This is a genomic window from Nocardiopsis sp. NPDC006198 (assembly GCF_040613895.1).
GTDB lineage: Bacteria > Actinomycetota > Actinomycetes > Streptosporangiales > Streptosporangiaceae > Nocardiopsis > Nocardiopsis tropica.
The window spans coordinates 15,685-29,439 of the sequence record NZ_JBEXSY010000047.1; the positions used below are offsets into that span (position 1 = coordinate 15,685).

Here is a 13,755-nt window from a genome sequence, read left to right on the forward strand (position 1 = left end):
GGGAAGCACCCGACCGCACCGACTGCGAGGTTTGCCCATGGCCACGATGCGAGCCGCCCGGCTCAACGTGAGGACCCGGACCCTGGAGGTCAAGGACGTTCCGCGGCCCGTCCCCGGCCGGGGGCAGGTCCTGGTCCGGGTGAGGGCGGCGGGCGTGTGCCTGTCCGACGTCCACCTGGTCGAGGGCATCCTCCGGCCGCAGTACCTGGAGGGCGACGAGGTCACCCTGGGGCACGAGGTGTCCGGCGAGGTCGAGGAACTGGGCCCCGACGTCCTGACCGCCGGGGTCGGCGACCGGGTGGCGCTCCAGGCGGGCCAGCGCGACCGCGCCGGGAAGACCCTCACGCGGGGGGTCGACTACGACGGCGGCTGGGCCGAGTACGCGCTCGCCGACGAGGAGACCCTCGTGCCGATCCCCGACTCCCTCCCGTTCGACCAGGCGGCGATCATCCCCGACGCGGTGTCCACCCCGTGGGCGGCGGTCACCGCCACGGCCGGCGTCGGCCCGGCGGAGGCGGTCGGCGTGTGGGGCGCGGGCGGGCTGGGCGCGCACGCCGTGAAACTGCTGCGGCTGGTGGGCGCCGCCCCGGTCATCGCCGCCGACCCCGACCCCCGGGCCCGGGAGCGCGCCCTGGCGTTCGGGGCCGACGCCGCCCTGGACTCGGCCGCACCCGACTTCACGGCGAAGGTCCGCGAGCTGACCGGCGGGCGGGGCCTCGACGCCGCCTTCGACTTCGCGGGCGTCCCGGTCGTGCGCGAACAGGCGCTCCGGCTGCTCGGCGAGCACGGCCGCCTGGTCCTGGTCGGCCTGACCGACAAGCCGCTGGAGATCAGGGACGGCACCCGGTTCAGCTACCTCAGGCAGCAGGTCCTCGGCCACTACGGCTCCGAGCCGGAACACGTCGTCGAACTGGTGGAGCTGGTGGGGGCGGGCCGCCTGGACTTCGCCGGATCGATCAGCGGGACCTTCGGCCTGGAGGAGGCGCCGGAGGCGGTGGAGCGCCTGGAGAAGCGGATCGGCTCCCCGGTCCGCCTCGTCCTGGAGCCCTAGGCGTACCGAGGTCGGGCCCGCGCGGCCGGTCCGGCCCCGGCACCTGCCCCGGTACCGGTACCGGTACCGGGGCAGCACGGTGCGGGCGGACCCTCTGGGCCCCCTGTATCAAGCGAACCGCAGGCGGACGCCCACCGGTAGGGGCGACCGCGCACCTGTGGACGGCCGGCCCGGCCCCGCCCCGCCCGGGGCGGGGGCCGGACGGGCGCCCGCGTCCGCCGTGCGGCCGCCCGGCCTGCCAGTTCCCGGCCTACCAGTTCCCGGGCGCGTAGTCCTTGAGGAAGCACCCGTGCAGGTCCTCGCCCAGCTCGCCCCGGACGATGGGGTCGTACACGCGCGCGGCCCCGTCCTCCAGGTCGAGCGGCGCGTGGAACCCCGCCTCGGCCATCCGCTCCTTGTCCGGGTGCGGCCGCTCGTCGGTGATCCAGCCGGTGTCCACGCTGGTCATGAGGATGCCGTCGGACGCCAGCATCTCCTCGGCGCTGGTCCGGGTGAGCATGTTGAGCGCGGCCTTGGCCATGTTCGTGTGGGGGTGGCCCGGGCCCTTGTAGCCGCGGCCGAACACCCCCTCCATCGCGGACACGTTGACGATGTAGGAGCGCCGGGCGGAGGTCGCCGCCAGGGCCGGCCGCAACCGGTCCACCAGCATGAACGGCGCGCTCACGTTGCACAGCTGCACTTCGAGCATCTCCACGGGGTCGATCGCGCCGACCTTCCGCGTCCAGCTGTTCTCCGCCGCGAGGTCCGGGACCAGGCCGCCCGCGTCGATCGCCGTACCGGCGCGCACCCGCTCCAGCGAGGCCGACCCCGTGGTCAGCGCGAGCGACGTGAGCATCTGCGGCGTGAGCGCGTGCGGCGCCACCGCGGCTCCCCCGTCGTCCGCTCCCTCCGCCGCCTCCAGCGCGCGCGGCCGGACGCCGCCCAGCACCAGCGGCTCGGGCAGGCCCGCGCCCGTGAGCGGCTGCGCCTCCGCCTCGATCAGCGGCCCGTACGAGCCCGGCGAGCGCCGCACCGTCTGGGCGGCGTTGTTGATGAGGACGTCCAGCGGCCCCTGCTCCGCGACCGAGTCGGCCAGGCGCACCACCTGGGCGGGGTCGCGCAGGTCGATGCCCACCACCCGGAGCCGGTGCAGCCACTCGCCGCTGTCCGGCATGGCCGCGAAGCGGCGCACCGCGTCGTTGGGGAACCGCGTCGTGATGGTGGTGTGCGCGCCGTCCCTCAGCAGCCGGAGGGCGATGTACATGCCGATCTTCGCGCGCCCGCCGGTGAGCAGCGCGCGCCGGCCGGACAGGTCGGTGCGGGCCGCACGCCGCTCCTTGTTGAACGCGGCGCACGTCGGGCACAGCTGGTGGTAGAAGGCGTCGACCTCACGGTACTTCTGCTTGCAGATGTAGCAGGGCCGGGCCTTGCGCAGCACCCCCGCGAGGGCGCCCCCGGCGCCGCTGGTGAGGGCGCGGCCGTTGGTCTCGTCGTCGATCCGGTCCGGCGCGGCGGTGGCGGTGGCCGCGAACACGGCCTCGTCGTGGGCCTTCTGGGCGGTCTGCCGCTCCTTGCGGCGGCGCTCCTTGACGGCCTTGAACAGCTTGGCGGTGGCCCGTTGCAGGAGAGCCGAGTCCGGGTGGTCGCTGGGCAGCTCGCCGACGCGGGCGAGGACGTCCAGGCACACGGCCATCCGCTCGGGGGAGATCCCCGGCTCGGTCCCCGAGGCGTCCGCGCCCCCGGGCACCCGCACCGCCCCGTCGGCGGAGCCGTTTCCGGGCCCGTCCGCCCGTCCGACGCCGTTCGCCGGTCCCGTCCTCGTCTCCGTCATCGTCTCCGTCACCGCTCCGCTGCCGTCCTGGGGCCCGCGCTCGCGGACCCGGTGGCGCCCGACTCGGGGCCATCAGGAACCTTATGCGCACTCGCACACCACGCGGGGCACAATCCAGTCGAGGGGACAGGTGACCATGGAGTGGACACAGACGACGCATGGGACATATGAGGCCCATGGGTAAGGGGAGATCCGTGATCCAGCCGAGAGCCGCCTCGGACGCGGCTCGCACCGATCGCGAGCTCGTGGTGCTGCTCGACGAGGAGTACCAGCGGGTAGGGGTGGCCGACAAGGCCACCGTGCACACCGGGGACACCCCGCTGCACCTGGCGTTCTCGTGCTACGTCCTGGACGCGAACGACAGGGTGCTGCTCACGCGGCGGGCCCTCGGCAAGACCACCTGGCCCGGTGTGTGGACCAACAGCTGCTGCGGCCATCCCGCGCCGGAGGAGGGGTTCGAGGAGGCCGTGCGCCGCCGCGCGGGACAGGAGCTGGGGCTGGCCGTGGGCGGGGTGCGGTCCGCGCTGCCGGACTTCCGCTACCGGGCCGTGTCCGCCGAGGGGATCGTCGAGAACGAGTTCTGCCCGGTGTTCTGGGCCCGGGCCGAGGGGGAGCCCTCCCCCAACCCGGAGGAGGTCGCCGAGTACGCGTGGGTGGAGTGGGCGGACCTGGTGGCGGTCGCCGGGCGCACGCCGTGGCTGCTGAGCCCGTGGGCCGTGGAGCAGATCCCCCGGCTCGACGCCCTCTGAGCGCCCGGCCGCCCGGCGGGACTCCGGAGCGGTCGGCCCTCCGGAACGCCGGAGCGGTCGGCGGGACGCCGAAACGGCCGGGACCCCGGCCCCGGGTCCCCGGGCAGCCCGGCGCGGACGGCGCACCCGGGTCCCGTGAGAACCCGGTCCCCGGACGGAGGTGCTGAAGGCCGCGCTCCCTGGGTAGGACCGGGATGGGTGCCCCCTCTTCCCCTGGAGCTGAGACCCATGGCCGCAAGCCCTGACGGGCGGTTGCTCCGTCCCGCCGCCCTCGTCGTCGACGTCCTCGACACCCTCTTCCCCCTCGGCCCCCTGGAATGGCGCTTCCGGGAGGCCGGGATCCCCCGGGTGCTCATGACCCGCTGGTCGGACCACCTGCTGCGCGACTCGTTCGCCCTGGCCCTGACGGACGGCGGGCCGGGGTCCGGGGACGGCCGCTCCTTCGAGGACGTCGTCCGGGGCGCCCTCCGGGACATCACCGGCCACCAGATCGCGCCGGCGGCGGAGGACGCGATCATCGAGGGGATGGCCTGGCTGGACCCCCGACCCGAGGCCTCCGCGGCCCTCGCCGCCGCGCGCGGCGCCGGTCTCGGGGTGGCCACCCTGGGCAACGGCGACGCCGGGCTGCACCGCGCCCTGCTGGAGCGGGCGGACCTGCTGGACCTGGTGGACCACGTCGTCGCCGCGCGTCCGACGAGCGACTGGAAGCCCGCACCCGGCGCCTACCTGGCCGCCGCGCGGGCCCTGGGCCTCCCCCCGGAGCGGGTGGGCCTGGTCAGCGGCCACGGCTGGGACGTGGCCGGCGCCCGCCGGGCGGGGCTGGTGACGGGCTGGTCCGGACACCTGGAGGGTCGTTTCCCCTCGCTGTTCGCCCCGCCGGACGCCTCCGGCCGCGACCTGGCCGAGACGGTCGACCGGCTCCTCGCCCTGCCCGCGGCTCCCACGGCCTGACCCGCTCCGCCCCTCCGCCGTGTCCCCGCCCCCCGGGGGGCGGTTCCGGCGCACGGACCCGCCACGGGCACGGGGACACCGGGATCGGGGGACGCGGAGCCGGAACGGCCCGGCGCTCCACGGCCCGGCGGCCGGACGATCAGGGGGTCAGCCCTCCCAGGACCGGTCGTACTCGGGGTGGGTCCGGTAGACCGCGGCGAGGTACTTGACCGCCAGCCGCCAGGCCAGCAGCTCGGACCAGGGGTCGCCGCCGCCGGTGTCCGCCTGGGGGCCGGGGGTGAGGCTGCGCATGCTCGCGTGGTGCGCGTCGGCGTACCCGCGGACGATGTTGCGCTTGGCCGCGACCTCCGCCAGGGCCCGGTCCCGGCCGCGCGCTCCCACGGGCACGGCCTTCGACGCGCGTTCGTCCTCGTCCAGACGCGCGTTCAGGAACTCGACGATGGTCAACGGACAACTCCCCTTCTGTCCCCCTTGCCCGGCACAGGGGTCAGTATCTGCCATAAATCCGATCCGGGCCACTTCGTCCGGATGCTCACGAGCACGCCTGCGGAGCCGGGCCGGGGGCCGCGGCCCGGCTCCGCAGGCACCCCTCCCGGGCCCCTCCGGCACGGCCGTCCGACGGGGCGTGTCCGGGGGCGGGGCTCCCCGTGCACGGGACCGCGGGCCCTGTCAGGCCGTCAGGCACAGCCCTCGAACTGGGGGACGCTGTCCAGCGTCTCCAGACCCGTCCCGTCGAACCACCTGCTCAACATGTCGTCGGCCACCCCGTCCTGGTACATCTTGCTGATGGCCCTGTTCACGGCCTCGCACGCCGCCACGTCCCCGTATCGCAGGCCCACACCGTACTTCTCGTCGGTGAAGGGGTTGCCGACGAGCCGGAACTCACCGGGGCTCTGGGTCTGGAACCCGGCGAGGATCAGGTTGTCCGTGGACACCGCGTCCACATCGCCCTCCCTCAGCAGGTCGATGCAGTCCGTGTAGGTCGGCTCCTCCGTCGGGACCACGTCGATGCCGAGGCCCTCGGTGATGCGGGTGGTGGAGTTGGACCCCTCGCCCTGGCAGACGTCGAGCCCCTCCAGGTCGCGGACGCCGCCGATCTCCGCGGCGTCGGAGCGCACGAGCACGTCCTGCTTGGCCACGTAGTAGGGGCCGGCGAACGTGACCTCGGTCTTGCGGACCGGGGTGATGGAGTAGGTCGCCACGACCATGTCCACGCGGCGGCCCGACACCAGCAGCGGGTCCTCGACGTCCAGCACGTCCTCCCGCTGGTCGGACGTGACGCCCACGAACTCCACGCTCCCCTCGGGGATCCCCAGCTCCCCGGCGATGTACAGCGCCACGTCGACGTCGAAGCCCTCGAAGCCGCCCTCCCCGTCCTCCAGCCCGAGGCCGGGCTGGTCCGCCTTGACCCCCACGGTCAGGGAGGTGGCGTCCACGAGCGACTCCTCCTCGCCCAGCACCGCCGAGCAGGCGGACATCCCCGACACCGCCGCGGCGGCCAGGGCGGCCGCGGCGACGGTGCGGCGGTGTCGAAACATCATCGGCCTGTTCCTCGTCTCTAGGGGGTCAGCGGTACTCGGCCAGCCGGGGGCGCACCCCGAGCACGACGAGTGCGAGCAGGGCGAGCGCTCCGACGGGCAGCAGCCACGACCACGGGGCCAGGGCGGAGTCGCCGCGGGCGATGCCCGCCGTGAACGCCTCCTTGTGCTGTCCGGTCAGCTCGTCGAGAGCCTGCTCGTAGGCGCGGAAGACGCCGTCCTCCGCGTGGGCGATCTCCATCCGGACGGCGACGGCGGAGTCGAGGTCGCCCGCCTCGACCGCCGCGCGCAGTTCACGGTCCCTGTCCTGGAGGGCGTTGTAGGACACCAGCACGTCGGCGAGCGCGCCCTCCTGCCCCGGCAGCAGCGAGTCGCCGGCGTTCTCCCCCAGGTAGCCGAGCGCGACGGGGGCGTCCCCGTCGGCCCTGCCGCCCTCGGACTGCTCCGACGACGCGGCGGCCACCTCGTCGATCGCCGCGTAGTAGTCCTCCAGGTTGTCGGCCGGGCGGAACAGCACCTGCTGCGCCCGCTCCAGGTACACCTGCTGGTAGTTGTCGGCGTGGGTCGGATCGACCAGGTAACGGCTCTGGTCGGCCTGCATGTCGGTGGAGATCGCCCCGGCACGGGACAGCGCCATCGCCGCGTCCAGGCCCTCCTCCTTCGCGTCGCGCTGGTGTTCGCCGCTGGTGACGAGCGCGAGGACCACGCCGGCGGTGAGCAGGAGCGTCCCGGCGGTCGCGGCGAGCACGGGGACGTTGACCCGGCGGCGGAAGCGCACCCGCAGGTAGAGCTGGAGGCCGACCAGCGAGACGAGCGTCACCGCGCCGGCGGAGCCCACCCACACCAGGCCGAGCGCGACGGCCGACTGGCCCTCCTCGTGGTGGGCGCGGATGATCGCCGACGAGTCCAGGCTCACGTTGAACGCCTTGGGCAGGAGCTCCGTGTGCATCAGACGGGTGGCCTGTCGGTACGACACCAGCGCCGTCGCGTCCACCTCGCCCGGAGGGGCCTGGGCCTCGTCGTTGCGGAGCCGGGCGTCGGTGGCCAGCTGCTCGTACTCGCCCATGCCGTCGAGAACGGCCTGGAGGTCCAGCTCCTGGACGCTGCGCTCCTCGGCCCTGCCTTCCCCGGCGCCGTCTTCGCCGGTGGCGGCCTCGGCGCCGCCCTCCTCGGCGTTGTCCTCGATGAGGGAGGCGGCCTGGAGCAGCGCCTCGTTGGCCCTGCTCCGGCTCTCCTCGTAGCGCTCCACCGCCTCGTCGCGGCCCGAGCCCAGGTCGTGGTCGGTGCCCATGAGCAGGATGTCGGCCAGCTGGGCGTCCATGTCGGCGAGGGCGAGGTACAGGTCGGTGGTCGTCATGGCCTGCGGTCCGGCCCCGTGGCCGACCACGTCCAGGCCCTCGCGCGCCTGGTTGAGGGTGAGGGTCGCCGAGCCGAACAGCCCCGCGACGGACACCAGGCACACCACCGTCAGCAGCCACACCCGGGCCGGGGTGGTGCGGAGCCAGCGGCGTGCGCCGGCCACGCGGTCACGCGCGTAACCGCCGGTCCGCGCGTCGGCGCCCCCGGGGAGGGCGGGCGGGCCGACCACCGCTCCGGCGTCCCGGGCGCCGCGCGCGGGGGACGCCCCGGAGGGGGCCGGCGGAGAGCCGGGGCGGTCACGGCCCAGCTCCTGGTCGGAGTCGGGGGGCATCAACGGGGTTCACCCCTTCTGGACGATGATGACGGTCCATGCTCCGACGTAGATCCGGTCACTGTCATACAGGGGCACCTCCACCTTGCGGGGGATCATGTTGGCGGTCCCGTTGATCATGGTCCCGTTCGTGGACCCGGGGTCGACGATCGACCAGGTCCCGTCGGGCTGGGCGACCAGGATCGCGTGGATGTGGGAGATCGCCGGGTCGCCCTTCGGCCCGCCCAGGTCGATCTCGGGCGTGAAGCCCCTGGACGCGCTGCGACGGCCGATGTGGACCCGGTCGCCCTTCAGGCTCACCCGGCGCTGCTTGTTCACCGAGGGGAAGGCGATCTGGGCGGGGTCGAGCATGCCCCGGTCGACCATGTACTGGTAGTAGGCGGGGTCGGCCACGACGATGACCCGCCAGCGCGGGGCGGCCGGGGCGCCGTCCTGTTCGGAGCCCCCGCGTGTGTGGCTGCCGGACTGCGAGGCGAAGTCGTAACCGCACTCCTCGCAGAAGCGCCCGGTGCGTGAGGTCGAGCACTCGGGGCAGGGGCCGCCCCTGGGCGCGACGGGCGGCCGCCGCGGCGCGGGGGCGCGCGGCGGCGCCGGACGGCCCGCGGGGGCCTCCGGCGGCGGGGGCCGGTACGGCTGGGGCGGCGGCGAGGGGGAGTGCGCCTGGAGGCGCAGCCCGCAGGTGTCGCAGAAGTCAGTCGCCGTCGAGTGGTGCCCGGAGGGGCAACTCGGCATGGGTCCCTCCTACCCGGGGCCGGGGGCGCCGTGGGTTCCGGTCCCGGCCCCGGGCCGGGTCCGCACGGTCCGGGTCGAGTTGGTGTCCAGGGTCATCTCGTCGACCTTGTCGACGCCGGGCTTGAGACGGACGGCGCCGGTGGCCGGGTCGAGGACCTCGACCACCTTTCCGAGGAGTCTCGCGGTCTCCGCGTCACCCGTCTCCTCCGCGAGGGCGACGGCACGGCCCAACCGCGTGGTGGCGGTGTTCTCGTCCCCGTCGCGACGGGCCGCGAGCCCGTCCTGAATGGCCTGGGCCAGTTCGACCTGGCCGGTGTAGTGCGCCACCCGCGGGTTGATCCGGGTGGCCGTGGCCTCGTCCGCCGTCCACTCCGCGAGGATGTTGCCGGAGGCGAGGACCTGGTCCTCCGCGCCCCCGGTCCCGGGGAGGACCACACGCACCCACCCGGCGCGCAGCTGCCGTCCGGGGTCGCCCGCGGGCACCTCCACGCACACGTGGTAGTCGCGGTTCTCCGTGCCCCACGACCCCGTGGGGTAGTCGCCCGCCTGGGGCGCGCGCGCCACCGCCCGGTGGGTGAGCTCCTGCACCGTGGGCGACACCTGCTTGACGTAGCGCACCACGGAGTTCTGCGGGGTCCACAGCCGCAGGACGACGTCCGCGACGGCCTTGCCCATGGACGCCTGGGCCATGGCGCGGAAGTCGGCGGCCAGGTCGGCGGGGTCGGCGACGAGGCCGGGGCCGCCGCCGAGCAGCGCGGAGTCGATACGGCGCAGGTCGTCGACCCTCCAGTCGGTGCCCACGCCCCGGCAGTCGCACACGAACCGGCCGGTGACCTGCCGCAGGACCCGCTCGAACTCCTCGGCGACCTCGTTGTTCTGACCGTCGGTGAGCAGGATGGCGTGCTTGATGCCGTCGTCCACGGTGGCGAACAGCTCCGCGGCGAGGGACAGCCAGGCGCCCATACGGGTGCCGCCGTCGGCGCGCAGCCCGCCGATGGCGTCCAGGGCCTCGGCCCTGGTGACGGCGTCCACCTCGACGAACCGCCGCTCGCCCTCGGGGAAGGCCATGCGTGCCTTGCTGCCGCCGCTGATCAGGGCGAACCTGACCCCCTCGCGCAGCGTCTCCACGGCCGCGCGGGCGGCGCGCTTGGCCTCGTGGAGCTTCTCCCCGTACATCGAACCGGAGGTGTCGACGATGATCACCTCGGAGGCGCGCACCGAGGACCCCACCAGGACGGGGCTGCGGGAGGTGACGCTGACGACGGCGTGCACCTCGCGCCCGCCGATGGGCAGGAACCTGTTCTGGTCGACGTCGATCCGGAACTCCGGTTCGGCGGACCGGTCAGTCCTGTTCGGCACGGGGACCCCCTTGCTCGGTGGGTACGGGGATGAGGACCGCGGTGATGTTGTCCTTGCCGCCGGCCCTCAGAGCGAGGCTGATGTAGGTACGGGCGGCCTCGTGGGGCCTGGCCCCCGCTCCCGGCACCGCGTCGGTCAGCGACTGCGCCTCGGGGTAGTAGTTCCACAGGCCGTCGCTGCACAGGAGGACGGTGCCGGGCCCGGTCGGGGTGACGGTGGTGATGTGCGCGTCGATCTCGCCGGAGTCGGCGCCCATCCACGCGATGAGGGCGTGCGCGTTGGCCGACCTCATGGCCTCCTCGCGGGAGAGCGCCCCCATCTGCACCATGGCCTCGCTCCAGGAGTCGTCCCGGGTGAGCAGCGCCGACGCGCTGGACCTGGGCCCTCCGGAGAGCCAGTAGGCGCGGCTGTCCCCGACCCAGCCGACGGTGACCGTCCCGGCGGCGGGGTCCACGACCGCGGACACGAACGTGCACGCGGGCGCGGAGTCGAGCGACTCGGCGATCCCCGCTACGGCCTCGGCCGCCCTGGTCATCGCCGCGGCGGTGGCCTCGCGGGGGTCGGCGCCCCGGCGGATCTGCTCCGCGAGGACCGTCGCCCCCGTCTCCGCGGTGACCCGGGAGGCCTCGTCGGACCGGGGCGAGCTGGACACGCCGTCGCAGACCACGGCGCAGACCGTGCCCGGCGCGCGGGGGTCGTCCGCGGCGACGACGCGGATGGCCATGGCGTCCTCGTTGCGCCGGTGGCGGAGCCCGCGGTCGCTGACGCCCGCGGCCGCGTCCGTGCGCACCTCGACGTGGTCGCGCCCGGTGGGCTGGAGGAACCCGCACTTCTCGCAGTAGCCGTCGCCGACCCGGCCCGGGCACCACGCGCACATCTCGGGGTTGGTGGGCTGGACGGGGCTGCTGCCCACGGCGGGCGGCGGCCAGTCGGGCGCCGGGGCGGGCGGTGCGGCAGGGGTGGGCGGTGCGGCCGGGGCCGGCGCCGCGGCAGAGGCGGGCGGCGCGGCGGTCAGGGGTCTCAGGGAGTCCCGGCGTATCGGCTGGGTGGTGAACGAGTCGGCCCCGTGCCGTCCCGGGTCCGCCTCGGGTCCGCCGCCCCTCGGACGGCCTCCCCCGGCGGGGGGCGCGTCGGCGGCGGGCGCGGCCGGGGGCGCGGTCCCGGCCCCGGGGGCGCGGGTGGCGCCGTTGAGGCTCACCTGCGGAGCCGTCGGCCCACCGTCGGCCGGGACGAGTCCGGGGCGGGGGCCGCCCCCCGCGCCACCGCCGCCGACCGGCCCCCGTGTGGCGCCGGACATGCTCTGCTGGGGGGCCGTGGGCACGTTGTCGGGGCGCTCCGCGGGGGCGCCCCCCTCCCGCTCCGGGAGGGGGCGGCCGCACCCCTCGCAGAAGACGTCTCCCGCCGCCGCCCTGTCCGAGCAGGCAGGGCAGGTCCGCACCGTTGTCATCGCCGTTCCCTCGATCCTCACAGCAGCGTCACGGGACGCAGGGAGTTGGCCTTGTCGATCAGCTCGTACCGCCCCGAGGGGGCGGTGGACCGCTGGGCGAGCGCACGGTAGCGCCGCTCCAGGTTGGTCCGCACCCCCTTCTCGGTGAACGGGCCGTCGAGCAGCCTTCCGCCGCCGGGTGCGGCGCCCCCTCCGTCGAGCCACACCAGGGCGGACTCCAGGACGCGCGCGGCCAGCCGGTCGGCTGATTCGCTGTCCAGGCCGATGCGCTCCAGGCGCCGTCCGGCCTCGACGAAGTCGGCGGCGCCCGTCCCGGGGTGCCGGGCGGAGAGCACGGCGATCAGCGCGGTCTGGGCGTGGACGTGGAGGCTGGACATCTCCGGGACCCTGTCCAGGACGGCGACGGCGGCGTCCCGGTCGCCCTGGGCGAGGCGGACGCGGGCCAGGCCGAACGCGGCGCTGACGAAGGAGTGGTCGGTGTTCCAGACCGTCCGGTACTGGTGGGCCGCGGTGTCGAGCTCACCGGTCCGCTCGCAGGCGAGCGCCAGTCCGAGCTTGGGCGCGGCCTCCCCCGGGAGGTGGTCGTACAGCTCGTCGAAGTGGTCGCGGGCATCGCGGAACCGGGCGGTGCTCAGTTCGGCGACCGCCAGGTACCACATGGTGCGCCAGTCCCCGGGGACGGCCTCGCTGAACTTCTGGAGGGCGTCCACCGCCTCACCCTGCCGGCCGAGCGTGATGAGCGCGCGGGCCAGCATCAGCAGGGTCTCGGGGGTGGGCGCGGGCATCGCGCGCAGGGCGGGGACGAGCTCCTCCGGGGGAAGGGCCCGGAACCCCCGCAGGTGCTGGGACGCCGGGTCGCCCCGGTCGACGAGGGGCGTGGGCAGCAGGGCGGCCGCGTCGGTGGGGGCGGGCGGCGCGAGCATGCGGTCGGCGTCGTGCGCTCCGACGCCGCTGCGGGTGCTGAAGTTCTCGCCGCCGAACAGGGTGGAGGGCGCCGGGTGCGGGGTCCCCTCCAGCTCGGACAGGACCTCGCGCAGGACGCCGGTGAGCTGGTCGGCCATGTCGCCCGCGTCGTGGAAGCGGAGTTCGAGCTCGCTGTGGACGGAGCGGCGCAGGAGCCGGTCGTACGACTCGAAGCGCTGGAGCAGCGGCACGGTCTCGCGCGGGGGGATGCTGTGCGGGTACTCGCGCATGAAGCTGAAGCGGAAGCTGAGCACGGCCAGCGCGCGGCCCACCGAGTACAGGTCGGCGCTGACGGTGGGGCCGGGGCCGCGCAGCTCGTCCTCGGTCACGCGGTAGCCGGGGGTCGTGTACACGGGGCTGACGGTGTCGTCCATGCGCCGGACGCCGCCGAGGTCGATGAGCTTGATCTGCTCCTCGCTCTGGATGACGTTGTCGGGCTTGAAGTCGCAGTACAGCAGGCCCCTGGAGTGCAGGTAGCCGAGGGCCCGCAGGGCCTCCAGGCCGTAGGCGATGACCTGGTCGACGGGGAGCACGGCGTCGGGGTCGTCCTCGCGGCGCTCTATGAGCAGTTCGCGCAGGGACTTGCCCCCGACGTACTCCATGACGATGTGCCCGCCGGGGATCCCGGTACGCGGGTCGGGGTGCTGCGAGAAGTTGATGATCTTGACGATGTTGGGGTGCTCGACCTCGGACAGGAACGCCCGTTCCGCGGCGGCCGCCTTGTGCGCCTCGGCGTCACCGGAGTTGAGCAGGCCCTTGAGGACGACCCACCGGTCGTTGACGTTGCGGTCGCGGGCCAGGTAGATCCAGCCGAGGCCGCCGTGGGCGAGGCAGCCGAGCACCTCGTACTGGCCGCCGACCCTGTCCCCGGGGGAGAGCTTGGGGGTGAACGAGAACTGGGTGCCGCACTTGCGGCAGAAGCCCTCGGTGCGGCCCGGCTGCTCGCCCCTGCTGCGGCCGACCTTCTCGCCGCAGTTGCCGCAGAAGCGGTTCTTCTCCGAGACGACCGGGTTCCGCATGACGGCCTCGGAGGGGTCCCGGTAGGGCACCGGGGGCACCATGACCATGCCCATGCCGAGCATGCCCCGGGAGGAGCCCCGGCGGCCGGAGCGCCCGGTGCCCGGGCCGTCGGACCCCGGGCCGACCGTGCCGGAGATGCTGCCGGGACCGGACCGCCCGGAGAGCTTGACGTTGCCGGAGAGCGGGCGGGAGCCGGCGGGGCCGCCGCCGGAGGAGGGGGTCGAGGAGGACCACGGGTCGGGGGCCTCGCCAGGCGGGGTCCCCACGGGCGACGGCCGGGGGCCGGAGCCCTGCCGCCGGCCCTTCCCCGGCCCCTGGTCCCCGGCGCCGGACGCGGCCCTCGGCCCGGTCCCGCCGGGGGGCGCGAAGGACCGCTGCGGACCGGAGCCCGGCGGGGGCGGACCGCCGAACGCGGGACCGGGCCCGGTCCCGGCGCGGGGCGCGC

The 13,755-nt window shown here is 74.9% G+C and carries 11 protein-coding genes; 3 read left to right on the forward strand and 8 right to left on the reverse strand.

Annotation, left to right across the window (positions count from 1 at the left end; genetic code table 11):
- The first annotated feature begins 37 nt into the window (after window positions 1–37).
- The gene (locus ABZ234_RS25080) at window positions 38–1,051 is read left to right on the forward strand and encodes a zinc-binding dehydrogenase (RefSeq protein WP_267946958.1); all 1,014 of its coding nucleotides are present in this window, start codon (window positions 38–40) and stop codon (window positions 1,049–1,051) included.
- A gap of 250 nt (window positions 1,052–1,301) precedes the next feature.
- On the opposite strand, the gene ABZ234_RS25085 is transcribed toward ABZ234_RS25080, so the two are convergent.
- Window positions 1,302–2,723 carry an SDR family NAD(P)-dependent oxidoreductase gene (locus ABZ234_RS25085; protein WP_355013690.1) on the reverse strand — a complete coding sequence of 474 codons (1,422 nt, stop codon included), beginning with the start codon at window positions 2,721–2,723 and terminating at the stop codon, window positions 1,302–1,304.
- 332 nt (window positions 2,724–3,055) lie between these two features.
- Between ABZ234_RS25085 and idi the strand changes: the two genes are divergently transcribed.
- Both idi and ABZ234_RS25095 read left to right on the forward strand, forming a co-directional pair.
- Window positions 3,056–3,610: an isopentenyl-diphosphate Delta-isomerase gene (gene idi, locus ABZ234_RS25090; RefSeq protein WP_355013669.1), complete on the forward strand. Its 555-nt coding sequence runs from the start codon at window positions 3,056–3,058 to the stop codon at window positions 3,608–3,610.
- 228 nt (window positions 3,611–3,838) lie between these two features.
- Window positions 3,839–4,561, forward strand: coding sequence for an HAD family hydrolase (locus ABZ234_RS25095; RefSeq protein ID WP_355013670.1), 723 nt, complete (start codon window positions 3,839–3,841; stop codon window positions 4,559–4,561).
- Window positions 4,562–4,708: 147 nt separating this feature from the next.
- Here the strand turns inward: ABZ234_RS25095 and ABZ234_RS25100 are convergent, their stop codons facing one another.
- The 7 genes from ABZ234_RS25100 to ABZ234_RS25130 form a co-directional block, all read right to left on the reverse strand.
- Window positions 4,709–5,008, reverse strand: coding sequence for a DUF6221 family protein (locus tag ABZ234_RS25100; protein ID WP_267946961.1), 300 nt, complete (start codon window positions 5,006–5,008; stop codon window positions 4,709–4,711).
- A gap of 230 nt (window positions 5,009–5,238) precedes the next feature.
- On the reverse strand, window positions 5,239–6,102 hold the full coding sequence (locus ABZ234_RS25105) for a transporter substrate-binding domain-containing protein (RefSeq protein ID WP_267946962.1): 864 nt from the start codon (window positions 6,100–6,102) through the stop codon (window positions 5,239–5,241).
- A 25-nt stretch (window positions 6,103–6,127) separates the two neighbouring features.
- Entirely contained in the window at window positions 6,128–7,789 is a 1,662-nt protein-coding gene (locus tag ABZ234_RS25110; protein WP_355013671.1) for a hypothetical protein, read from the reverse strand.
- A 9-nt stretch (window positions 7,790–7,798) separates the two neighbouring features.
- Window positions 7,799–8,521, reverse strand: a complete 723-nt coding sequence (locus tag ABZ234_RS25115; RefSeq protein WP_267946964.1) for an FHA domain-containing protein — start codon at window positions 8,519–8,521, stop codon at window positions 7,799–7,801.
- A 9-nt stretch (window positions 8,522–8,530) separates the two neighbouring features.
- Window positions 8,531–9,880 carry a VWA domain-containing protein gene (locus ABZ234_RS25120; RefSeq protein ID WP_355013672.1) on the reverse strand — a complete coding sequence of 450 codons (1,350 nt, stop codon included), beginning with the start codon at window positions 9,878–9,880 and terminating at the stop codon, window positions 8,531–8,533.
- The gene (locus tag ABZ234_RS25125) at window positions 9,864–11,327 is read right to left on the reverse strand and encodes a protein phosphatase 2C domain-containing protein (RefSeq protein ID WP_355013673.1); all 1,464 of its coding nucleotides are present in this window, start codon (window positions 11,325–11,327) and stop codon (window positions 9,864–9,866) included. Before ABZ234_RS25125 ends, ABZ234_RS25120 begins: the two co-directional genes overlap by 17 nt.
- 17 nt (window positions 11,328–11,344) lie before the next feature.
- The gene (locus tag ABZ234_RS25130; RefSeq protein ID WP_355013674.1) at window positions 11,345–13,576 is read right to left on the reverse strand and encodes a tetratricopeptide repeat protein; all 2,232 of its coding nucleotides are present in this window, start codon (window positions 13,574–13,576) and stop codon (window positions 11,345–11,347) included.
- Window positions 13,577–13,755: the final 179 nt, after the last annotated feature.